Source organism: Sphingomonas sp. GW821-FHT09E03 (assembly GCF_059416225.1).
This window is the reverse complement of record NZ_JBWKOS010000002.1, coordinates 349748-369042: the sequence shown is the minus strand read 5'-3', so window position 1 is coordinate 369042 and position 19295 is coordinate 349748. Positions and strand designations below refer to the sequence as shown.

At 67.9% G+C, this 19295-nt stretch carries 22 protein-coding genes; 8 read left to right on the top strand and 14 right to left on the bottom strand.

Annotated elements, in window-relative coordinates; all coding sequences use genetic code 11:
* Window positions 1-38 precede the first annotated feature (38 nt).
* Window positions 39-1427 carry a sensor histidine kinase gene (locus AC07M8_RS06080; RefSeq protein ID WP_495173479.1) on the top strand — a complete coding sequence of 463 codons (1389 nt, stop codon included), beginning with the start codon at window positions 39-41 and terminating at the stop codon, window positions 1425-1427.
* 66 nt (window positions 1428-1493) lie between these two features.
* On the opposite strand, the gene AC07M8_RS06075 is transcribed toward AC07M8_RS06080, so the two are convergent.
* Complete coding sequence (locus AC07M8_RS06075; protein ID WP_495173478.1) at window positions 1494-3749, bottom strand: beta-glucosidase; 2256 nt, start codon at window positions 3747-3749, stop codon at window positions 1494-1496.
* Window positions 3750-3956: 207 nt separating this feature from the next.
* On the opposite strand from AC07M8_RS06075, the gene AC07M8_RS06070 reads away from it, so the two are divergent.
* The gene (locus AC07M8_RS06070; RefSeq protein ID WP_495173477.1) at window positions 3957-5072 is read left to right on the top strand and encodes a Gfo/Idh/MocA family protein; all 1116 of its coding nucleotides are present in this window, start codon (window positions 3957-3959) and stop codon (window positions 5070-5072) included.
* 43 nt (window positions 5073-5115) lie between these two features.
* On the opposite strand, the gene AC07M8_RS06065 is transcribed toward AC07M8_RS06070, so the two are convergent.
* The 3 genes from AC07M8_RS06065 to AC07M8_RS06055 all read right to left on the bottom strand — a co-directional run bounded on the left by AC07M8_RS06065 (window position 5116) and on the right by AC07M8_RS06055 (window position 6856).
* Window positions 5116-5865 (bottom strand): SDR family NAD(P)-dependent oxidoreductase, encoded by a 750-nt coding sequence (locus AC07M8_RS06065; protein WP_495173476.1) that lies wholly within the window; start codon window positions 5863-5865, stop codon window positions 5116-5118.
* 99 nt (window positions 5866-5964) lie between these two features.
* Entirely contained in the window at window positions 5965-6234 is a 270-nt protein-coding gene (locus tag AC07M8_RS06060) for a DUF6894 family protein (protein WP_495173475.1), read from the bottom strand.
* A gap of 208 nt (window positions 6235-6442) precedes the next feature.
* Window positions 6443-6856 carry a DUF3597 family protein gene (locus AC07M8_RS06055; RefSeq protein ID WP_495173474.1) on the bottom strand — a complete coding sequence of 138 codons (414 nt, stop codon included), beginning with the start codon at window positions 6854-6856 and terminating at the stop codon, window positions 6443-6445.
* A 154-nt stretch (window positions 6857-7010) separates the two neighbouring features.
* Between AC07M8_RS06055 and AC07M8_RS06050 the strand changes: the two genes are divergently transcribed.
* Window positions 7011-7589: a DUF4142 domain-containing protein gene (locus AC07M8_RS06050; RefSeq protein ID WP_495173473.1), complete on the top strand. Its 579-nt coding sequence runs from the start codon at window positions 7011-7013 to the stop codon at window positions 7587-7589.
* 65 nt (window positions 7590-7654) lie between these two features.
* Here the strand turns inward: AC07M8_RS06050 and AC07M8_RS06045 are convergent, their stop codons facing one another.
* From AC07M8_RS06045 to AC07M8_RS06025, 5 genes are all read right to left on the bottom strand, one after another.
* Window positions 7655-8110, bottom strand: coding sequence for a hypothetical protein (locus AC07M8_RS06045; RefSeq protein WP_495173472.1), 456 nt, complete (start codon window positions 8108-8110; stop codon window positions 7655-7657).
* Window positions 8111-8121: 11 nt separating this feature from the next.
* Window positions 8122-8748: a glutathione S-transferase family protein gene (locus AC07M8_RS06040; RefSeq protein ID WP_495173471.1), complete on the bottom strand. Its 627-nt coding sequence runs from the start codon at window positions 8746-8748 to the stop codon at window positions 8122-8124.
* 33 nt (window positions 8749-8781) lie between these two features.
* Window positions 8782-10191, bottom strand: coding sequence for a dihydrolipoyl dehydrogenase (locus tag AC07M8_RS06035; RefSeq protein ID WP_495173470.1), 1410 nt, complete (start codon window positions 10189-10191; stop codon window positions 8782-8784).
* A 98-nt stretch (window positions 10192-10289) separates the two neighbouring features.
* Window positions 10290-11393 carry a spore coat protein U domain-containing protein gene (locus tag AC07M8_RS06030; protein WP_495173469.1) on the bottom strand — a complete coding sequence of 368 codons (1104 nt, stop codon included), beginning with the start codon at window positions 11391-11393 and terminating at the stop codon, window positions 10290-10292.
* A 186-nt stretch (window positions 11394-11579) separates the two neighbouring features.
* Window positions 11580-11705: a hypothetical protein gene (locus AC07M8_RS06025; RefSeq protein WP_267396616.1), complete on the bottom strand. Its 126-nt coding sequence runs from the start codon at window positions 11703-11705 to the stop codon at window positions 11580-11582.
* A 181-nt stretch (window positions 11706-11886) separates the two neighbouring features.
* Here AC07M8_RS06025 and AC07M8_RS06020 point away from each other — a divergent pair, with 181 nt between their 5' ends.
* Window positions 11887-12039, top strand: a complete 153-nt coding sequence (locus AC07M8_RS06020; RefSeq protein WP_495173468.1) for a hypothetical protein — start codon at window positions 11887-11889, stop codon at window positions 12037-12039.
* 81 nt (window positions 12040-12120) lie between these two features.
* Here the strand turns inward: AC07M8_RS06020 and AC07M8_RS06015 are convergent, their stop codons facing one another.
* Window positions 12121-12636 carry a hypothetical protein gene (locus AC07M8_RS06015; protein WP_495173467.1) on the bottom strand — a complete coding sequence of 172 codons (516 nt, stop codon included), beginning with the start codon at window positions 12634-12636 and terminating at the stop codon, window positions 12121-12123.
* Window positions 12637-12753: 117 nt separating this feature from the next.
* Between AC07M8_RS06015 and AC07M8_RS06010 the strand changes: the two genes are divergently transcribed.
* Together AC07M8_RS06010 and AC07M8_RS06005 are read left to right on the top strand one after the other, a co-directional pair.
* Entirely contained in the window at window positions 12754-13419 is a 666-nt protein-coding gene (locus AC07M8_RS06010) for a response regulator transcription factor (protein ID WP_495173466.1), read from the top strand.
* Window positions 13416-14762 carry a sensor histidine kinase gene (locus AC07M8_RS06005; RefSeq protein WP_495173465.1) on the top strand — a complete coding sequence of 449 codons (1347 nt, stop codon included), beginning with the start codon at window positions 13416-13418 and terminating at the stop codon, window positions 14760-14762. Before AC07M8_RS06010 ends, AC07M8_RS06005 begins: the two co-directional genes overlap by 4 nt.
* Before the next feature lie 62 nt (window positions 14763-14824).
* Here the strand turns inward: AC07M8_RS06005 and AC07M8_RS06000 are convergent, their stop codons facing one another.
* Entirely contained in the window at window positions 14825-15109 is a 285-nt protein-coding gene (locus AC07M8_RS06000; protein ID WP_495173464.1) for a hypothetical protein, read from the bottom strand.
* 255 nt (window positions 15110-15364) lie between these two features.
* Between AC07M8_RS06000 and AC07M8_RS05995 the strand changes: the two genes are divergently transcribed.
* On the top strand, window positions 15365-16270 hold the full coding sequence (locus tag AC07M8_RS05995; protein WP_495173778.1) for a fructose bisphosphate aldolase: 906 nt from the start codon (window positions 15365-15367) through the stop codon (window positions 16268-16270).
* 45 nt (window positions 16271-16315) lie between these two features.
* Here AC07M8_RS05995 and AC07M8_RS05990 read toward each other — a convergent pair whose 3' ends face one another.
* The 3 genes from AC07M8_RS05990 to AC07M8_RS05980 all read right to left on the bottom strand — a co-directional run bounded on the left by AC07M8_RS05990 (window position 16316) and on the right by AC07M8_RS05980 (window position 18279).
* Complete coding sequence (locus tag AC07M8_RS05990; RefSeq protein ID WP_495173463.1) at window positions 16316-16891, bottom strand: YkgJ family cysteine cluster protein; 576 nt, start codon at window positions 16889-16891, stop codon at window positions 16316-16318.
* An 87-nt stretch (window positions 16892-16978) separates the two neighbouring features.
* Window positions 16979-17407, bottom strand: a complete 429-nt coding sequence (locus tag AC07M8_RS05985; RefSeq protein WP_495173777.1) for a DUF3617 domain-containing protein — start codon at window positions 17405-17407, stop codon at window positions 16979-16981.
* A gap of 68 nt (window positions 17408-17475) precedes the next feature.
* Complete coding sequence (locus tag AC07M8_RS05980) at window positions 17476-18279, bottom strand: SDR family NAD(P)-dependent oxidoreductase (protein WP_495173462.1); 804 nt, start codon at window positions 18277-18279, stop codon at window positions 17476-17478.
* A gap of 101 nt (window positions 18280-18380) precedes the next feature.
* Here AC07M8_RS05980 and AC07M8_RS05975 point away from each other — a divergent pair, with 101 nt between their 5' ends.
* On the top strand, window positions 18381-19289 hold the full coding sequence (locus tag AC07M8_RS05975) for an alpha/beta hydrolase (protein WP_495173461.1): 909 nt from the start codon (window positions 18381-18383) through the stop codon (window positions 19287-19289).
* Window positions 19290-19295: the final 6 nt, after the last annotated feature.

The window sequence follows — 19295 nt, the reverse complement described above, 5'->3', positions numbered from 1 at the left end:
GGCAGCTAATAACCTTCCCGACGTCGAAGGGATATACCATGACGACAGAAGACGGCGATCGGCTGCGCGACGAGATCGAGCAACTTCATACCGCGCTTGAATCGTCGCTGGAAGAAAATAGCCGGCTGGCAGAAGATCGCGATCGGCTGCGATTGCGGGTGACGGTGCTGGCGCGCGAGCTGCACGCGGCCGGTGCGGCCTATACCCCCCCACCCGCGCCGCCGGCCGACATGATCGATATCGAGCGCGACCTTCGCCACAGCCAGACCGAGGAGGAACTGCGGGTTGCGTTTGAAGAACTGCAGGTCGTCACCGAAGAACTTGAGGTCGCCAATGCCAGCCTGCAGCAGACCAACGTGGCGCTGGAGGCGCGTGTGGCGGAGCGCACGCAGGAACTGTGGCGGACAAGCGATGCGCTACGGATCAGCGAACTAGCGTTCCGCACCTTGGTGGAAGGCATGCCGCAGCTAGCCTGGCGCTGTCATGGGGAAGGCCAATGGACGTGGTCCAGCCCGCAATGGGCAGCCTATACCGGCCAGCCGGCGGAAGAGGCGCTGGGCCGCGGATGGCTCGCGGTGTTCCACCCCGACGATCGTGACGCGGTGATCGCCGCGTGGCGCGCCGCCGAAGGCCGCGAGCTGTTCCAGTGCGAGGGGCGCATCTTCCACCTCGCCGAGCAGCGCTATCGGCACTTTCAGTCGCGCGGCACCCCGGTCCGCGACGCCGATGGCAGCGTCATCGAGTGGCTCGGCACCTCGACCGATGTCGATGCGATGCTCCAGCTCCAGCAGCGCCAGGAGGTGCTGGTAGCAGAGCTGCAGCACCGCACCCGCAACCTGATGGCGGTGGTGCAGACGGTGGTGGCGCGCACCATCAAGAGCAGCGACTCGCTGGCGCACTACGAGGAGCGGGTGTCGCGGCGGCTGGAGGCGCTAGCGCGCACCCAGGGCATGCTGTCGCGCCGCGGCGAGGGCAAGGTGATGTTCGGCGACCTGCTGCGCGAGGAGCTCGCCGCGCATGTCGAACTGGATGGCGAGGGCAATGGCACCCAGGTGACGACCAGCGGCCCGCGCGAGGTGCCGATGCCCTCGTCCACGGTGCAGACGCTGGCGCTGGGGCTGCACGAACTGGCGACCAACGCGACCAAATATGGCGCGCTGGCGAGCCCCGGGGGGCGGCTCGCGGTCCGCTGGCAGATGGTGAAGGGCGGCGATGGCAGCCGGTTGCAGATCGACTGGCGCGAGAGCGGTGTCGCCGACATGCCCGCGCCTGGCGATCCGCCACGCGGCGGCGGCTATGGCCGCGAGCTGATCGAGCGGGCGCTGCCCTATCAACTGGGCGCGCGCACCTCCTACGCCTTCACCGCCGATGGCGTGCATTGCACGATCGAGATCGCGACCTCGCCCAGGGCCGGCCGCGGCAGCTGACGGCGCGGCCGACCGTGGCGCGGCCGACGCCTTCCCCGGCGAAAGGAGAAGGCGTCGGCCCGGGGTTCAGGGCTTGATCGTCGCCGCGGCGAGCGTCGCGGTGGCGGTCATCGTCCGGTCCGCGGCATCATGCGCGAGCGCGACGGTGTAGGCGCCGGGCCTGATCCGCCAGCCGGGCAGACCCGTGTCATAGTCGGCGATCACCCGCGGCTCGGCGGCGAGCGTGACGTGGCGGACCTCGCCGGGCTGGAGCGTCACCCGGCGAAAGCCCGCGAGCCGCATGGGCGCGTCGCCGCCGTTACGACGGACATAGACCTGCGGCACGTCGGCGCCGGCGCGCTGGCCGATGTTGGCGACATCGAACGCGACGGTGAGCGTCTTGCCGCCGGTGACGGTGAGGTTGGAATAAGCGAAGCGGGTGTAGCTCAGCCCATGGCCGAAGGCGAACAGCGGCTGCTGCGCCTTGCGCTCATACCAGCGATAGCCGACGTCGGCGCCCTCGACATAGTCGATCGGGAAGCTCGGCAGATCGACACGGACGCCGGCGCCGGCGCCGGGATCGGCCGCGGCCTGCGCCTCGGCGGCTGACATCCGGTCGAGCCCGACCGGGCGCGGCCGCGGCGCCTGCGCCTCGCGCGCGGGGAAGGTGATCGGCAGCCGGCCGGAGGGATTGACCTTGCCGGTGAGGATGTTGGCGATCGCCTCGCCGCCGCGCTGGCCGGGGTACCAGGCCTGGACCACCGCGGGCACATGGTCGAGCCAGGGCATCAGCACCGGCCCGCCGGTCTCGAGCACCGCCACGGTGCGCGGTTGCGCCGCGGCGACGGCGGCGATCAGCGCATCCTGCTGGTTAGGCAGGCGCAGATCGGGCACGTCGTCGGCCTCGGTGGTCCATTGCGTCGCGAACACGATCGCAAGATCGGCGCGGCGCGCGGCATCGAGCGTCGCATTGAGGTTGCGGCCGTCGACGAAGCTCACCTCGACATCGGGCAGCGCCGCACGCAGCGCCTTCAGCGGCGATGAGGCATGATAGGTGATCCGCGCGAACGAGGCCGAGCCGCCGGTCGCCAACGGGATCTCGATCGGCGCGCCGCCTACCGAACGGACCTGGCTCGACCCGCCACCCGAGAGCACGCCGAGATCCGCGGCGCCGCCGATCACCACGATTCGCCGTGCGGTGCGCGCCAGCGGGAGCAGATCGCCGTCGTTCTTGAGCAGCACGATCCCCGCCTCGGCGGCGCGCTGCGCGACCAGCGCATGCACCGCATAATCGGGCGTCTCCGCCTTGGCGGGCATCGCCCGGTCGAACGCGCCGGTCTCGATCAGCCCGGTGAGGTAGCGCGCGACCATGTCGTCGAGTCGCCGTGGCAACACCTTGCCGCTCTCCACCGCCGCCTTGAGCGGCGCCGAAAAATAAGGCGCACGATCGAGCTCCTGGCCCGATTGCTGGTCGAAGCCGGCGTTGGCGGCCTTGACGGTGGAATGAACCGCGCCCCAGTCGCTCATCACCCAGCCGGGGTAATGCCAGTCGCGCTTGAGCACCTGGTTGAGCAGGAAGTCGTTCTCGCACGCCCAGTCGCCGTTGATCTTGTTATAGGCGCACATCACCGCGCCGGGGCGGCCCTGCTCGATCGCCAGTTCGAAGGCGAGCAGATCGCTCATCCGGAACGCCGCCTCGCCGATCCGCGCATCGGCGACGGTCCGCCCGGTCTCCTGCGCATTGAGCGCGAAATGCTTGATCGTGGAGACGATGCCGTTCGACTGTACGCCGGCGATATGCGCACCCGCGAGCGTGCCCGCGAGCAACGGATCCTCGCCGAGATACTCGAAATTGCGCCCGTTCCATGGATCACGGGTAAGGTTGACGCCGCCGGCAAGCAGCACGTTGAAGCGCTTCGATCGCGCCTCGGCGCCGATCATCGCGCCGCCGGCGCGGGCGATCTCGGGATCGAAGCTCGCCGCGGTGGCGAGGCTGGACGGCAGCGCGGTGGCGACATCGCCCTTGCGCTGCTCGACCTGGTTGGCGACGCCGAGCGAGGCATCGCTTTCGCGCACCAGCGGCACGCCGAGCCGGGCATTGCCATCGATATGCCCGGCCGAGGGAATCAGTTCGTTCGCAGTCTTGCCCGCCGCCATCGGCGGGAACAGCCCGTGGACCAGCGCGATCTTCTCGTCGAGCGTCATTCGCGCGACGAGCGCATCGGCGCGCGCGCGGGCAGCCGCGGCCGTCGGCGGTGATCGCTGCGCCAGCACCGCCGTGGCACTCCCGGCGGTCGCGATGATCGACGCCCCGATCAGGAGCCTGTTGAATCGTCCGGCCATCTCTCTCCCCTATTCGCCGCGCGTTGCTCGCGCTGGTGCCTCGCTCCCGACTCTCCCGGCCGGAAGGGACGTGGTGATATTGAGCGCAGATTGCCGGTTCGGACAAGGGCTGGCGATCGGTCGTGGTGCATCTCCCCCGCAGCGCAACAATCGCGGCGGCGCCTCGTTGGGTCGACAGCTATCCAGCATGCAGCACCGGAGACGACGATGTTCGGACATACCAAGAAGATCCGCTATGCCGTGGTGGCAGGCGGCCAGATTTCGCAACAGGCGTTCATGCCCGGCATCGCGCGCACCGACAATTCCGAGCTGGTCGCGCTGGTCACCGGCGACCCGGTCAAGGCCGACAAGCTCGCCGGCAATTACGGCGTCAAGGCCTGGTCCTATGACGATTATGATCAGTTGCTCGCCTCGGGCGAGATAGACGCGGTCTATGTCGCAACCCCCAATTTCCTCCACACGCCCTATGCCGTGAAGGCGCTGGAGGCGGGCATCCACGTGCTGCTCGAAAAGCCGATGGCCTCCAGCGTCGCCGAGGCCGAACAGATCATCGCCGCCCAGCGCAAGGGCGGCGCCAAGCTAATGGTCGCCTATCGCCTGCACCACGAGCCGGGCAACGTCGAGATGTTCACCCGCGCGCAAGGGGGCGAGTTCGGCGAGTTGCTCGCATTCACCGGCGTGTTCACGCAAAATGTCGCCGAGGCCAATTCGCGCGGCCACAACGGTTATTGGGGCGGCCCGGTACCCGACATGGGCACCTATCCGCTCAACGCGGTGCGCAACCTGTTTGCCGCCGAGCCGATCGCAGTCCACGCGATCGGCACTAAGACTCCCGGCCGCGGCTTCAACTTCCACGACACGGTCGCGGTGACGCTACGCTTTCCGGGCGAGCGGGTGGCACAGTTCACCGTTAGCTATGCCAGCGCCTCGGCCGAGAATTTCACCCTGGTCGGCACCAAGGCCACCATCCACGCCGATCCCTGCTTCATGTTCGGCCCCAAGGTGGGCATCGCTTATACCGAAACCACCGAGGAGGGCAGCAAGAAGCACCGCTTCGACCCCGTCGAGCAGTTCGGCAACGAGACGCAGTACTTCTCTGCCTGTATTCTCGAGGATCGTGCCCCGCAGGCCGATGGCGAGGAAGGCTGGTGCGACATGCGCGTGCTCGCCGCGGTGGAGCAATCGCTCGACCGCGGCGAGACGGTGTCGCTCGAGCCGTTCCAGCGCAGCCGTTATGTGCAGCCGGACCAGGCGCTTACGCTCAAGCCCGCCAAGGAGCCGAGCGAGGACGAACTGATCAGCGTCATTCCCCAATCGGCCTGAGCGATGAAGGGCAGCGGCGACCGCGTCGCTGCCCTTCACACCATCACAGGTTGGCGCCGCCGCTGACCTCGAGCGAGCGGCCGGCTACCCAGCGTGACTGATCCGAGGCGAGGAACAGCACGGCATCGGCGATGTCGTCGGGCTGGCCGATTCGCTTCAGCGCCTGCAGCGACTTAATATACTCGCGGCCTTCCTCGGTGCCGAGGAACACCTGCGCCATGTCGGTGTCGATCGCGCCGGGCGCGATCGCGTTGACGCGGATCCCGCGGGGGCCGAGTTCCTTGGCGAGATTGCGGGTAAGCACCTCGACCGCGCCCTTGGTCGCCGAGTAGATCGTGGTACCGTCGAACGCCACCCGCGCCACCACCGACGACAGGAAGATCACGCTGCTGCCCTCACCGAGGATCGGCAGCAATTGCTGGACCAGGAAGAAGGGGGCGCGGACGTTGATCGCGAAGTGGCGGTCGAATGAGTCGACGGTCTGATCCTCGATCGACGCCAGATCGGCGATACCGGCATTGGCGACGAGCACATGGAGCCGCGCGATCCCGCGTGCGCGGACCGCATCGGCAAGCCGATGCGCGCCATCCGCCGCGCCGAGATCGGCGCCGATCGCCTCGGCTTCGCCGCCGTCGGCGCGGATCTGGGCGACCACCGCCTCGGCCGCGTCGGCGCTCGCCCCATAATGGACGAGCACCCTTGCACCACGGGCCGCCAGCCCGATCGCAGTGGCGCGGCCCAGCCCGCGCGAGGCGCCGGTCACCAGCGCGATTTTTCCATTCAGATCGGTCATCGTGTATCTCCACAAGCAGTGCGTGGAGATAACCCTTGCCGACAGCGACTCAATTCAGGCTTTCTATACCGTTCAGTACGAAAGCTTTGGCGCGCCTGCTCAACCGGCGCTTGGTGGTGGCAGCCCCGGCGGGTTGGCGGCCGGCGCCGTCGACCCCTGGACCTCGATCGACGAGAGCAACAGTCCGGTATCGTCGAGCAGGTCGAGCCGCCAATAACTCTCCTGCCAGAAATCGCCGTCCACCTCCTGCAGCATCGCACCGGTCAGGATCACAGCCTGGGACCGCGCGGTCTTGATATCCGGCAGCTCGAAGTAATCGCCGTCAATGGGCGGCTGGTCGCCGTCGACACGGAAGTGATAGCGGGGCATGGCAATCTCCTGGCGAGCCCAACTCTTTCATTCTCCGCAGTTTCCAACGTTGGCGGGTAAACGTATTGATATAGATTAGTCTGTCGAACGCGCTGTTGTTGTTGTGACAGACAGAGGGGCAGCGAAGCATGATCTGCTTCGCTGCCCCTCCGGCCGCCTTGACGGTGATGCAGGACCGGTACGCCCCGGCCTTGCCGCAATCGAGCGATCAGTTGCGCAGGCTGTCCGGCACAATGCCGCCATTGTCGGCAAGCTTGGCCATCACCGCCTTGTGCAGCGCGATATTTTCCTCGGCGCTGCCATCCGCGCCCGCGTGGACGTTGAGCTCGTTGGCCAGTTCCTTGCGCGCGGCGAGGCTGGAATCGAGGTCGAGCAGCTTGAGCAGATCGACGATAGAGCTTTGGTAATTGCCGCCGCCGTCCTTCATCGATGCCATTTCCGCGAGCACGGCGCCGACGTCGACCGACTGCGGGGCGGCAGCAGCGGCGGGCGGCGCAGCGGCGGGCGTTGCGGCGGTTGCGGGCGCGGCCGGGGTGGTCGCCTGGGCAGGAGCCGACGCCGTTGCAGCGGCGGCGCTCGGATGGTGGAAGATCTTGTTCATGATGCTGCCGAAAATGCTCATCTGTCAGGTCCCTGCGCTGATCCCGCGGAGCCACCCCGCGAGTTATCGACTAGAACGAGGACCGTCGGACAAAGGTCCTATCCGCCAACGTGACACCCGGCCGGAACGCCGCCGCGGCATGGACGTTCGTGCTGCGACGAAACAGTCGGGGATGATGACAATGATCAAGGGCGTGATGCTGCTGACCGCGGCGAGCCTGGGCCTCGCGGCCTGTGGCCACAAGGAAGAGGCAGCGACCACAAGCAACACCGTCGTTGCCAACGACACGATGGCGATCGACAACAACACAGCGGCGATGCCGGTCGCGTCGGGCGGCCAGTCCTTCGCCAACATGGCAGCGGCCAGCGATGCGTTCGAGATCGCCACCTCCAAGGCGGCGCTCGCCACCTCGTCGTCGGCAGCGATCAAGAAGTATGCGCAGAAGATGATCGACGCGCACACCGCCTCGACCGCCAAGCTCAAGGCAACCGCCGCCGGCCTCACCCCGGCGATCACGCCGAACCCGGCGCTCAACGCCGAGCAGGAGCAGAAGCTCGCCGCGCTCACCGCCAAGACCGGTGCGGACTTCGATCAGGACTACATCGCCGAGCAGACCGCGGCGCATCAGCAGACGCTGGACACGCTCAAGGGCTATGCCGCGACCGGCGACGTGCCCGCGCTCAAGACGTTCGCGACCGGCCTCGTGCCGACCGTCGCGGCACACCTCAACATGGCCAAGGCGCTCAAATCCTGATCTGATTGATCCCGACGGCATGGGAGTGGCCGGGCGATGCCCGGTCGCTCCCTTTTGCCATCAGGTCAGGGCAGGTCCCGGGCGATACGGTAGCAGTCCTCGATATGGGCGTTGCCGACCAGCTTCATCGCGCCGAAGCTGATCCCCGCAGCGATCCCTGACCCCACCACTGGCACATATTTGGCGACCGAAGCTGCGGCGACGCGGGTCGCCACCCGGCGCAGCAGCGCCGTCACCAGCCGCTTGGTGACCATGCGGCCGATCATGGTGTTGCCCATGCTCGACGCGATCACGAACACCCGCTCGGCGACATGCGGTTCGAGCCTCGCCACCTGCTTGGCGTCGAGGCCGAAGCGCCGGCTGATATCGGGCAGCAGGCTGGCCAGCAGGCCGACGTCGGCGACCATGTCGACGCCGGGCACCGGCACCACCGCGGCGCCGGCTGCCATCAGCGATCGCTTGGTCACCAGCCGCCGGCAGTCGGCGCGGATTGCATCGAGTTGGTCGATGGGGATGGGCATGGCGTGTCTCCTCAGGCGTTCGGCGGCATGATCGGGCCGGCGACCTCGACCGCGCGGCGGAAGCCTGGATGATCCTGTAACCGCTGCCAATAAGCGGCGGCGCGCGGATGATCGGCCAGCACGCCGGCCCGCTCGGCGATCGCGAACAGATAGATCATCTGGATATCGGCGAGCATCGGCACGTCGCCCATCAGGAACGGCTTGGTGCCGACGCCATCGGCAATGTAGTCCAGCGACCGCGGGATCGCGGCATCGGCCATGCCGGTCATCGTCGCGCCGACCCCGCCGCGCAGCCGGTCCATCAGCGCGATGATCATCGGCTGCATCGCCGAACTCTCGACGTAATCGAGCCATTCCTCGTGGAGCGCGTGGGCATTGCTGCCCTTGGCGGGCGCGAAGCGGCCATCGCCGTAGGCATCGTGGAGATAGCGCAGGATCGTCGCGGATTCGGCGAGGGTGAGGTCGCCATCGACGATCACCGGCGACTTGCCGAGCGGATGGATCGCCTTCAGCGCGGGCGGCGCGTGCATCTCGGCGTCGCGCTGGTAGGTGACGACCTCATAGGGCGTGCCGAGCGCCTCGAGCAGCCAGACGATGCGCAGGCCGCGGGAATATTCGAGCATGTGGAGCGTGAGCATGGAAATGTCCTCAAACTGAAGTGCGTGCCCGGATCAGCCGCCGGCGGGGCTGCCTTCGTCCTGATCATCCGGGATCGGCGCGTGAACGGTGTGGCAGATCTCGCGCAGCCCGGCCTTGAGGCCCTCTTCAAGCGTCGGGTGGTAGAAGGGCAGATCGAGCAGGCTGGTCGCCGTTTCGCCGCGACCGATCGCCCAGGCGAGCAGATGACCGATATGATCCATGCCCGGCCCCACCATCGCCGCACCGGTCAGCCGACCGTCGGGCCGTGACGCATAGAGGCGCACCAGCCCCTCGGCCTGCGCCATGATCTTGGCGCGGCCCTGGTCGTCATAGGGCGACACGCCGATCACGCTGTCGTCCTCGCTCGGCTTGCCGACCACCGCGACCGGCGGGTCGGTGAAGGTAATGGAAAAGGGGACGCTGCGCTCCGACTGGTGGACATCGGGAAAGCTGGCGGCATTGCGGCCGGCAATCGCGCCTTCCGACGATGCCTCGTGCAGCACCGGCGCATCCGCATCGGCGTCGCCGGCGAGGAAGATCGCCGATTGGCCGCATTGCATGGTCGTGCGGTCGAACAGCGGCACGCCGTGGTCGTCGAGGTCGAGCCCGGTTTTATCGAGGCTCAGGCCATCGAGCGAGGGCGGCCGCCCGGCGGCGACCAGCACCTTGTCGAACGCCCGCATGCCCTCGCTGGCGCCGGTCCAACGCAGCACCGCCTGCTCGCCCTCGCGGGTCGGCGCGGTGTCGACGCCGAGGTGCACATCCATGTCCCGCGCCAAGATCGTGTGCAGCGCATCGGCGACCATCGCGTCCTTGAGCCCCGCCAGCGTATCGCCCTTGTCGAACACCGCGACCTCGACGCCCAGGCGCGCCATCGCCTGGGCAAGTTCGATCCCCAGCGCGCCGGCGCCGATCACGGCCAGCGACCGGGGAAGATCGGCAAGGTCGAAGATCGTCTCGTTGGTCAGCACCAGATCGCCCAATGCGGCAAACGGCTCGGGCACTTGTGGATGCGAGCCGGTGGCGATGACGATCGCCTTGGCACGGACGGTATCGCCACTGTCGAGCGCCAACGTATCGGTACCGCTGAACGTCGCGCGGGCGTTTACCTTGATTTCCTCGGGCAGCTTCTCGATCGACGTGAGCATGCCCGACACGAAGGCGTCGCGCTGCGTGCGGACCCGTGCGAGCACGGCGACACCGTCCACGCGGGGCGGGGCCACATCAATCCCGAAGGTACCGGCGGTGCGAACGCCATGGGCGGCGGCTGCCGCGGTGATCAGCAGCTTGGAAGGCATGCAGCCGACGGTGGCGCAGGTCGAACCGGTAAAGCCGTCGTCGATCAGCAGGGTCTTGGCGCCGGCGCGGCGCGCGGTCCGTTCGGCGGCAAGGCCGGCGGTGCCGGCGCCGATCACGGCGACGTCGCAGACGAATTCGGTCATTCACATCCTTTGGAAGACCGGCCGCGGGAGGAGTTTACGACCGATAGCAAGGGCATAACGCGCCAAGACCGCGCACGGTCCCTGCCGACTTTCCGGTCTTATCGCACCAGATAGGGTATACGCACCGAGAAGGACGAGCCGGCCGCCATCGTGCCACGCGCGCGAATTCTGACATTGGTCACCGCGCCCTGCGATGCCAGGTCGCCGGCCACGGGGACGTAGCTCCAGCTGGCGCCGCCGTCCGCCGAGAAATCGACATCGTCTCCAGGATCAGATGGATTGGTATAGCGGACGGCGAGCGACGAGGCCGGCGAGCCATCGGCATAGGTGATCGCCGCCGCTTGCGACGTGCCATCGCCGTCGAGCGCGATCGCCGTCCCGCCGGGGGTGCCGACGATGACATCGACAAACGGGCTGTCGAACGGCGCGATGTCCGGGTTGCGGAACGTCACCGACAGCGCACGCCGGCTGCCTGGCAGGTCGCGCGGATTGATGGCCTTGTTGACCGGATCCCAGGTCGTGGCCGAGCTGGTGGTGATCACCGCCGCGACCGGCGTGACGGTCAGCGTGACGTCGATCACCGAGGTGCCGACGCTCTTGTCGGGCGTGCCGACGCATGCGCCGAGCAGGCCGATGCCGGTGCAGATGTTCCAGCTCCAGGCGATGGTGATCGTATCCTTGTACACGCCGACCGGCGGGAACACGGCATCGTCGGGTTTGATGAAGATCGGCAGATCGGCGTTGCTGCTGCCGAGCAGGCCCAACAGGTTGAGCAAATTGTTCTGGGTGTAATCAACCGTCGAGCCCTGAACGGCGGCATAGGCGCCGGCCTCGTCGGCCGACGCCTTATAGCCGATGCTCCCGTCGCCGCCGTCCCGGACCAGCTTGAAGGTGTTGGCGCTGAAGAACGTCGCCCTCACATAGTCGCCGCCGAGGAGGTTGAGCAGCGCGAAGCTGCATTGCAGGCCTGCCCGTGCCCTGGTGACCGGCACGACCTTGGCCTTGAGCGCACTGGGGGAGTAAGTGCCGAGCGCCGCGTTCGTCGTTGATACGGTGCATGCCGAGGCGGGCGCGGCACAGACGATCGCGACCAGCAGCATCGCCGGCGCCAGCCACCGCCGCGTCAACCCGACGCGACAGCGGTTGCCGACAATGATGAATCCGAGAGCGATACGAGCGAGCGGCGTGACGATCCTGTGCATGGCAGTGCCGGCATCTGCCCGCAGGCTTAACGATCGATGGATGAACCAGGCTGGTGATCGTTCCGGGTTGGCCCTTCAGCGTCCGCCGACGATCGTCACATCGGCACGTGGCACGATCCACGCGCATGCTTCAAAGGGCAAGGCGCGTCCCCTCTAACGTGCCGGACCTCCCCGTCCGATCGCCGCTTATTTGCGGATCGTGACCATCGCGACCGGATTGTCCTTGGTGGAGGCATTGGCGGCGATCGTCTTGACCTTTTCCGCCTTGGGCTTGCGAACTTCCTTGTTCGACTTCTGCTGGCTTTTTGCCATGTCGTCTTCCTTTGGAGCGAGACGCCCCGGCTAGGCCACTACACCGTTCGGCGCCGATCACGGCATCGTAAGTTGGCGGCTGCGTGCCGGCCGCGGTCTCAGCGCTGTCGCGTGGTGAATGTCGCGGCAGGAACGATGTCGCATCGCCGCCGGTTGCACCTATTCCTGAAGGAGAGTGCCCATGCGTACCAAGATTGCGACCCTTGCCGCCCTGCTCGCCGTCGGTCTGACCGTGAGCGGCTGCCACTATGGCCGTCCCGGCCACGACAGCGATCGCTCCGGCCACAATGGCCATCATCGCGGCGATCACGACGGCGGCGATCGGCACGACTGACACGTAGCTGTGCGGGGGAGCGGCGGACGACCGCTCCCCCGAAACCCCGCATCAGACGGCGGACAATGATGGGCTCGGCGCCTAGCGTGACTGCGCAGCCACGCCGGCCGCATCAGGTCGTGGAGGCAATGGCGCATCCGGGCCATCGCCGTGGCCGTCGTGCGGTCCATGTGGCCCGTGTTTCGGCCCGGCAAGCGGCCCCAATGCCACCACCTTCCTGTCCGGCCCGATCACAAAGGCCGCGTGCACGAAGCCACGGTCGAAGCGGCCCTGAACGATGAGGGGCTGACCGACGGCGACCAGCTGGCGCCGGTCCCCCTCATGCCCGGTATCGACCAGCGCGCGGCCGCTGTTGTCTTCCATCACGAACTTGCTGCCGTACACCTCGACGACCCGACCGCGGATCGTGACGATGTCGGTGGATGAGAGCGCGCGAATCGCGGTTGGAACGATTGGTGCCATCGTCGCAGACGGGCGGGTCTCAGCTACCACGATCGCGCCGGTGGCGCCGCCCGCCGCCAGCAGCACGGCGCCGACGGCGGCAAGTCTGGCCCGGCGGCCGACATGGAAACGGGGGCGATGTTGTTGATCGGACATGGGATGCTCCTTTTGTTGATGAAGCCTGGTTACACGCCCGCCCCCCCACCCCGCTGAACCGCGCCGTTCAGTTTGAGTTGGGCTTGCTACAATAGGTCGCCGTCGAAAGGATCGGTCTTGCGCATATTGCTGGTTGAGGATGACGCGACGCTGGCCGACGGCATCGCCCGCGCGCTGCGCGCCGAGCGGTTCGCGGTCGATATCGCCACCGACGGCGTGGATGGCGGCCATCTCGGCTCGACCGAACGCTACGATGCGGCGGTGCTCGACCTCGGCCTGCCCCGAAAGGACGGCATCACCGTGCTGCGCGAGTGGCGCGCCGAAGGACGCGATCTGCCGGTGCTGATCCTGACGGCGCGGGACGGCTGGTCGGAAAAAGTCGCCGGGTTCAAGGCCGGCGCCGACGACTATCTCACCAAGCCGTTTCGCGTCGACGAGGTGATCATGCGCCTGCGGGCTTTGGTGCGCCGTGCCGCCGGCCATGCCGGCGCGCTGGTCACCTGTGGCCGGCTGATTTTCGATGCGCAGCTCGGCACCTTCGAACTCGACGGCTTGCCCCTGAAGCTCACCGCGCTTGAGTGGCGGGTGCTGTCCGTCCTGATGCTGCGCAAGGACGTGGTCGTGGACCGCGGCGAGCTGATCGAGCGGGTGTATGAGGGCGATGCCGAGGTCGATTCGAACTCGGTGGAGGTGATCATCGGCCGGCTGCGCAAGAAGATCGGCGCCGCGATGATCGAGACGGTGCGCGGGCGCGGCTATCGCGTCACCGCAGGCCCGACATGAGCCTGCTGCCCCGTTCATTGTCGGGTCGGCTGCTGGCGATCTCGACGCTGACCACGATCCTCGCGCTGGCGTTCGCCGCCGTCGGCATCGGCCATGTGCTCGAGCGGTTCGTCATCCGCGGGCTCGATCAGCAGCTGGACGCCGAAGTCGCCATGTTGCAGCGCGCGGTGCGCAGCGACGGCACGCTCGATTGGACCCGCATCGTCAACCTGCCGGTGTTCGACGACCCTGGCCGGGGCTGGGGCTGGCAGGTCGAGGGGCCGCGCGGGCGATGGACCGGCGGTGATGCGATGACGATTCGCCGGGCGCCCCGCGCCCTGACCGACCGCGGAGGTCATCACGAGGGGCGCACGGCAGCCATGCCCGGCGAAGGCATCACCGCGACCGGGGAACACGTCCACGCTCGCGAATTAACGGTGTCGACCTCCGCCGGCGAGGTAACGGTGGTCGCCGGCGGCCCGCGTCGTCTCGCGACGGCGCCGTTGCGCGCGGCGATGGTGCCGCTGCTCGGCTCGCTCGCGATCCTCGGCCTGGTGCTCGCGCTCGCCAGCATCGTCCAGCTGCGCATCGGGCTGCGCCCGTTACGCACGCTGCAGGCGGCGCTCGGCGAGGTTCGCGCCGGCCGCGCGCGCCACGTCCCCGAAGACCAGCCGGCCGAGCTTGCCCCCCTTGCCGCCGAGCTCAACGCCCTGGTCGATCAGAACCAGGCCCAGCTCGAGCATGCGCGACGCCATGTCGCCAACCTTGCCCATGGGCTGAAGACGCCGCTCGCGGCGCTCGGCATCGAGCTGGCGACACGCGGCCGCGATACCGACGGCGACTTGCGCGCGATGGTCGCCGACATCGACCGCCGCGTTCGCCACCACCTCGGTCGCGCTCGCGCCGCCGCACCGGGCAGCGGCTATCGGGCCCGGACGGTGCTCGCGCCAGCGATCGCCGACCTCACCGCGGTGATGCGCGGCGTCCACAGCGAGCGCACGCTGATGGTGACGATCGAGGTGGCGCCGGATCAGGCCGTCGCCGCAGACCCGCAGGACCTCGACGAGATGCTCGGCAATTTGCTGGACAACGCCTGGCGGTACGCGCGCACAGCGGTCGCCCTCACCGCTGTCGCGAGCGGATCGGCGATTGAGCTGGCGATCGAGGACGATGGGCCCGGCCTCACGGATGAGGCGATCGGCGAGGCGCTGGTACCCGGTCGCAGGCTCGACGAACGCGGCGATGGCCATGGCTTCGGCCTGCCGATTACGCAGGAGCTCGCAGAGTTGAACGGCGGCGCGCTGGAGCTGGTGCGGTCGCCGCTCGGCGGCTTGCGGGCGGCGCTGATCCTGCCGGCGGCTTGAACCGTCCCTCGGCCTGCTCAATCAGGCGAAGGTTCGGCCGCTGGTCAGTTCTTGGCGTCGGTCTATCGGCGCCCGGTGGTCCGCTCGGCGACGATGAACTCGGACGAGCGCAGGTTGATGCGATCGTAGAGCTCGAGCAGGTGATTGATCTCTTCCACGATCGCCTGCTGTTCGCCGCGCCAGCGATCGCTGGCGTCGGCACTCGGCACACCTTCGCGGCCGTCATGGATCGTGTAGCCCTGATCGAGCAGCCATAGCGCATCCTGCGCGCGTGAGCGCTGGCGCCGCAGGTGGAACACCCACTGTTCAATGACCCCCGACGGAACCAGTCTCTCGATCTCACCCATCGGGGGCGGATACGGGCGAATGCCGGCAGATGCCAGCCGGATCGCTCATCCGATCGAACCTGTATGTTATGGCGCCCAACCAGCCTTGATGCTGGAGCCGCTCGACCGACGAGCCTTATCCGCCCCGGCTCGCCAATCGGTCACCCAGCAGCCCATTTTTTTAACGCTTGTCGCATGATCGCGCTTTTAACGCGCCCGGGATGCGCCATGATCTAACTTGGAACGTTCACCCCGCCGGATCCCTAACGAGCAAATATCATGAACAGCAAGATGGCCACCCAGATGTCCGGCAAGGCCGGCTTTATCGCCGCGCTCGACCAGAGCGGCGGCTCTACCCCCGGCGCGCTGCGCGCCTATGGCGTCGACGACAGTGCCTATCACGACGATGCCGAGATGTTCCGGCTTATCCACGACATGCGCGTCCGGATCATGACGGCGCCATCGTTCCGCAGCGATGAGGTGATTGCGGCGATCCTGTTCGAGGCCACGATGGACGGCGCGGTCGACGGCACGCCGGTGCCGACCTTCCTGTGGGAGAATCGCGGGATCGTGCCGTTCCTCAAGGTCGACAAGGGGCTGCAGGAAGAGGCCGACGGGGTCAGCCTGATGAAGCCGATCCCCGGGCTCGATGCGCTGCTCGAACGCGCCGTCGGGCTGGGGATCTTCGGCACCAAGATGCGCTCGACCATCCGTCAGGCCTCGCCGAGCGGCATCGCCGCGATCGTCGCGCAGCAGATCGAGATCGCCGAGACGATCGCCGCGCACGGCCTGCTGCCCATCCTCGAGCCCGAGATCCTGATCACCAGCCCGGACAAGGCGGGCGCCGAGCGCATCCTGCGCGACGAGCTGCTGCGCGCGGCAGACCGCTTGCCCGCCGATCGGCAGATCATGATCAAGCTCACCCTGCCCGAGGAGGCCAATCATTACGCCCCCCTCGTCCACCACGAGCGGGTGATGCGCGTGGTCGCCCTGTCGGGCGGCTATAGCCGCGACGAGGCGTGCGCGCGCCTTGCCGTTAACGACGGCGTGATCGCCAGCTTCTCGCGTGCGCTGATCGGCGATCTGCGCCGCGACATGGACGATGCGACCTTCGATGCCGCGCTGGCCGCCGCGACCGACCAGATCTTTCGCGCCTCCACGGTGAAGGGCGCCGCCGCCTAGCAAGCGACGCGTCCGGCGAGCGGGCGGGCGGCTCGGCGGTGCGGGTCACCCGTGCGGCAGCGGCCCGCCCGCGGCGAAACCGCCATAGCGTTCGCGCCAGGCGGCAACCTCGTCGCGGAGATCGGCGGGCGCGGAATCGCCCGAGACGACCAAGCGGGCGACGTCGTCGGCCGGGTGCATCAACATCTTCTTGGATCCATCGCTGAACCAGACCGGGATCAGCTGGTCGCACAGTTGGTCGAGCACGGCGGCGGCCATGCCATTCTCGATCGCGGCGCTGCCCGCGAGCAGCCGGACGTTGATCGACACGCCTTCCAGGCAATTCTGCGGCTCGCGCACGAAATTGAGCGACACCAGCAGGCCGCTCAGGTCCGGCCGGGCCTCGTCCGGCAGGCCCGCGATGCGTCGCCACGCGCAGAACCACGTCCGGCAGATGCCGGGCCGGATGGCATGGATGCCGCACCCCCGGGGCGTGAGATGGACGCAGGGCGTTCCCGCAGGCTTAACCAGATCGGGCGCATCGACCGTCAGCACGGTGCAGCACACCGTGCAGTCGCCGCAGCCACGATCCTGCAGGACGGGCCCGAGCAGCTTCGTTTCCAGATCACCGTCGACAGCCATGCGGGTTCGACGTGCCTCCACCCGCGTCGGAAAACAAGCGCGCGCGCCCAAGGCAAGAGCAGCCCGCCGGCCGCGGCCCTCGCCGCGCTAGTTACCGATCCGCACCGCGCGCTGGGTCAGCACCATCGACATCGGCCCCTTGGGCGAGGTCCCGGTGATCGAGACGCGGCCCACGAAGCCACTGCCATCGAACGTGCCGGCGCGCACGATGCGGAGCGGTGCGCCCTTCTTCTGCGGGCAGGTCAATGCCTGGCTGTAGCGGCCGTCCTCGATCCGCTGACTGTCGATGTGGCATTGCGCCTTCGGGTCCGGGGCGATCAGCGCCTCGAGGCCCTGCCCTGCCGTCAGTCGCTTGTGCTCCGCCTTGGATTTGCCGCGGATCATGCGGACGATGAAGCCGGGCACGCCGGGCAGCGACATTTCGGTGACGGTCGACGTCACGTCCCACCGCCCGGGCGCAATCGCCGGACTGGCCGTGCTGGCCGGGGCAAGGAGGATGAGCGCGAATGACACCATGAGAATCATGGCCCTTCATAACCAAGCCGACCGGCCTGCGCAGTCCTTGCGTGCCGGCGAAGCGCTCGTCAGGTCGAGATCGTCGCGACCGACCCTGAATCGACCCGCAGTCCCGCGCCGTTGATGAAGCTTGCCTGCTCCGAACACAGGAAGACGATCGCCGCCGCGACCTCCTCGGGGTCGCCGCGGCGCTTGAGCGTCATCCCCGGGCGCTCTTCCGCGAGGAAGCTCTCGATCGCCTGATCGACACTGGTGCCCTGTTCGTCCGCGCGCTTGCGCATCATCGCATCCGTCATCGGCGTCGCGATGAAGGCGGGCGAGACGCTGTTCACCAGCACGTTCTCGGCGCCATAGGCCTTGGACAGGCCCTTGGCGAGGCTGAGGATACCGGCCTTGGACGCGCAATAAGCGAGTTCGTCGACATAAGGCTGCACCGCATCTTCGGACGCGATCAGCACGATCCGTCCCCAGCCGTTGCGCCGCATCGCCGGGATCGCCGCGCGGCACATCCGCACCGCGCCCATCAGGTTCGTCTCCAGCGTGTCGTGCCAGCCGGCGTCGTCGACATCGAGGAAATCGCCGGTCGCGCCAGTGACGCCGGCGGCGTTGACGTAGATGTCGGGCGCGCCGAGCGTGGTGGTAGCCGCGTCGAACAGGCGGTGGACATCGGCCAGATCGGTGACGTCGGCCTCGACCGCGATCACCTCGCCCAGCGCGGCGAGCTCGGCATGGGCAGCCGCGAGATCGCCACCCGGCTTGTCGGTGATCGCGACCCGCACACCCTCGGCGAGCAGCAGCCGTGCGGTTTCCTTGCCGATTCCCGAATCCGCGCCGCTGACCAGCGCAATGCGCCCCTTGATACCCAGATCCATGCCGTCACTCCTGCCGATATCCTTGCTCAATCGGCGGGCCCGGCTGCGGTTCCGGCACCACGCACGCGCCGTGGCGTTCATGCCTCGACAAGGAGAGTTGCATGGACACTCAGGCAGCAGCGGTGCTCAAGCGATTGGCAGCCCTCGTACCCGCGAGCGATCCCGATACCGACGATGACACGTGGCTCGCCACCTTCCGCTACCAGACCGCGCTGCTGCGGGAATTTAGCGGGGCCGCGATGCCGCTCGACAGCACCGCGGTGGTGATGGCCGGCAGCACGCCAATCCGACTGTTCAATCCCGCGGCGCGCTCGGGCGCGGTCCTCTTCCACATCCACGGCGGCGGCGGGATCGCCGGGTCGCTCGACATCCATGATCCGGCGTTGCGGCTCCTCGCCCATCACAGCGGCTGGCAGGTCGCCGCGCCCGACTATCGGCTTGCGCCGGACAGTCGCTTTCCGGCCATGCTGGAGGAATGCTATGCGGCCCTGCTCGCAATCGCCAAGGATGCGCCGCGGATTGTGGTGTCGGGCGACAGCATCGGCGGGACGATCGCCACCGCGCTGGCGATGCTCGCACGCGATCGCGACGGTCCCTCGATCGCGGGACAGCTGCTGCTCTACCCCAACACCGATCTTCGCCGCGACGCGCGATATGGCTCGCGGCGCAGCGAAGACGGCAACGTCATCGCCGGCCATGACTTGGAACGGCAGATCGATCTGTACCTGGGCGACGACGCCGCGCGCACCGACCCGCTTGCCTCACCAATCCTCGCTTACCTCGCCGGCCTGCCGCCCGCATTCGTCGCCACCGCGCAATGCGATCCCTTGCGCGACGAAGGCGCGGGCTATGGCCAGCGGCTCGCTGCGGCAGGCGTGCCGGTGGTTCACCATCGCTACCCCGGCATGATCCATGCCTTTCTGCAGATGGCCGGTGCGATCGACCGGACGCGCGACCTGCTTACCGACATCGCAGCCTGGCTGACGCCCCTCGCCACGGCCAAGGATTGATCGCCT

Excerpts from the sequence above, each read along its gene's own strand:
- AC07M8_RS06055 (WP_495173474.1), bottom strand. The coding sequence starts at position 6,856 with ATGAGCATTTTCGGCAGCATCATGAACAAGATCTTCCACCATCCGAGC.
- AC07M8_RS06000 (WP_495173464.1), bottom strand. The coding sequence starts at position 15,109 with ATGGGTGAGATCGAGAGACTGGTTCCGTCGGGGGTCATTGAACAGTGG.
- AC07M8_RS06050 (WP_495173473.1), top strand. The coding sequence starts at position 7,011 with ATGACAATGATCAAGGGCGTGATGCTGCTGACCGCGGCGAGCCTGGGC.
- AC07M8_RS06030 (WP_495173469.1), bottom strand. The coding sequence starts at position 11,393 with ATGCACAGGATCGTCACGCCGCTCGCTCGTATCGCTCTCGGATTCATC.
- AC07M8_RS06060 (WP_495173475.1), bottom strand. The coding sequence starts at position 6,234 with ATGCCCCGCTATCACTTCCGTGTCGACGGCGACCAGCCGCCCATTGAC.
- AC07M8_RS05990 (WP_495173463.1), bottom strand. The coding sequence starts at position 16,891 with ATGGCTGTCGACGGTGATCTGGAAACGAAGCTGCTCGGGCCCGTCCTG.
- AC07M8_RS06040 (WP_495173471.1), bottom strand. The coding sequence starts at position 8,748 with ATGCTCACGCTCCACATGCTCGAATATTCCCGCGGCCTGCGCATCGTC.
- AC07M8_RS06035 (WP_495173470.1), bottom strand. The coding sequence starts at position 10,191 with ATGACCGAATTCGTCTGCGACGTCGCCGTGATCGGCGCCGGCACCGCC.
- AC07M8_RS05975 (WP_495173461.1), top strand. The coding sequence starts at position 18,381 with ATGGACACTCAGGCAGCAGCGGTGCTCAAGCGATTGGCAGCCCTCGTA.
- AC07M8_RS06070 (WP_495173477.1), top strand. The coding sequence starts at position 3,957 with ATGTTCGGACATACCAAGAAGATCCGCTATGCCGTGGTGGCAGGCGGC.
- AC07M8_RS06080 (WP_495173479.1), top strand. The coding sequence starts at position 39 with ATGACGACAGAAGACGGCGATCGGCTGCGCGACGAGATCGAGCAACTT.
- AC07M8_RS06015 (WP_495173467.1), bottom strand. The coding sequence starts at position 12,636 with ATGTCCGATCAACAACATCGCCCCCGTTTCCATGTCGGCCGCCGGGCC.
- AC07M8_RS06045 (WP_495173472.1), bottom strand. The coding sequence starts at position 8,110 with ATGCCCATCCCCATCGACCAACTCGATGCAATCCGCGCCGACTGCCGG.
- AC07M8_RS05985 (WP_495173777.1), bottom strand. The coding sequence starts at position 17,407 with ATGGTGTCATTCGCGCTCATCCTCCTTGCCCCGGCCAGCACGGCCAGT.
- AC07M8_RS06020 (WP_495173468.1), top strand. The coding sequence starts at position 11,887 with ATGCGTACCAAGATTGCGACCCTTGCCGCCCTGCTCGCCGTCGGTCTG.
- AC07M8_RS06005 (WP_495173465.1), top strand. The coding sequence starts at position 13,416 with ATGAGCCTGCTGCCCCGTTCATTGTCGGGTCGGCTGCTGGCGATCTCG.
- AC07M8_RS06025 (WP_267396616.1), bottom strand. The coding sequence starts at position 11,705 with ATGGCAAAAAGCCAGCAGAAGTCGAACAAGGAAGTTCGCAAGCCCAAG.
- AC07M8_RS06075 (WP_495173478.1), bottom strand. The coding sequence starts at position 3,749 with ATGGCCGGACGATTCAACAGGCTCCTGATCGGGGCGTCGATCATCGCG.
- AC07M8_RS05980 (WP_495173462.1), bottom strand. The coding sequence starts at position 18,279 with ATGGATCTGGGTATCAAGGGGCGCATTGCGCTGGTCAGCGGCGCGGAT.
- AC07M8_RS06065 (WP_495173476.1), bottom strand. The coding sequence starts at position 5,865 with ATGACCGATCTGAATGGAAAAATCGCGCTGGTGACCGGCGCCTCGCGC.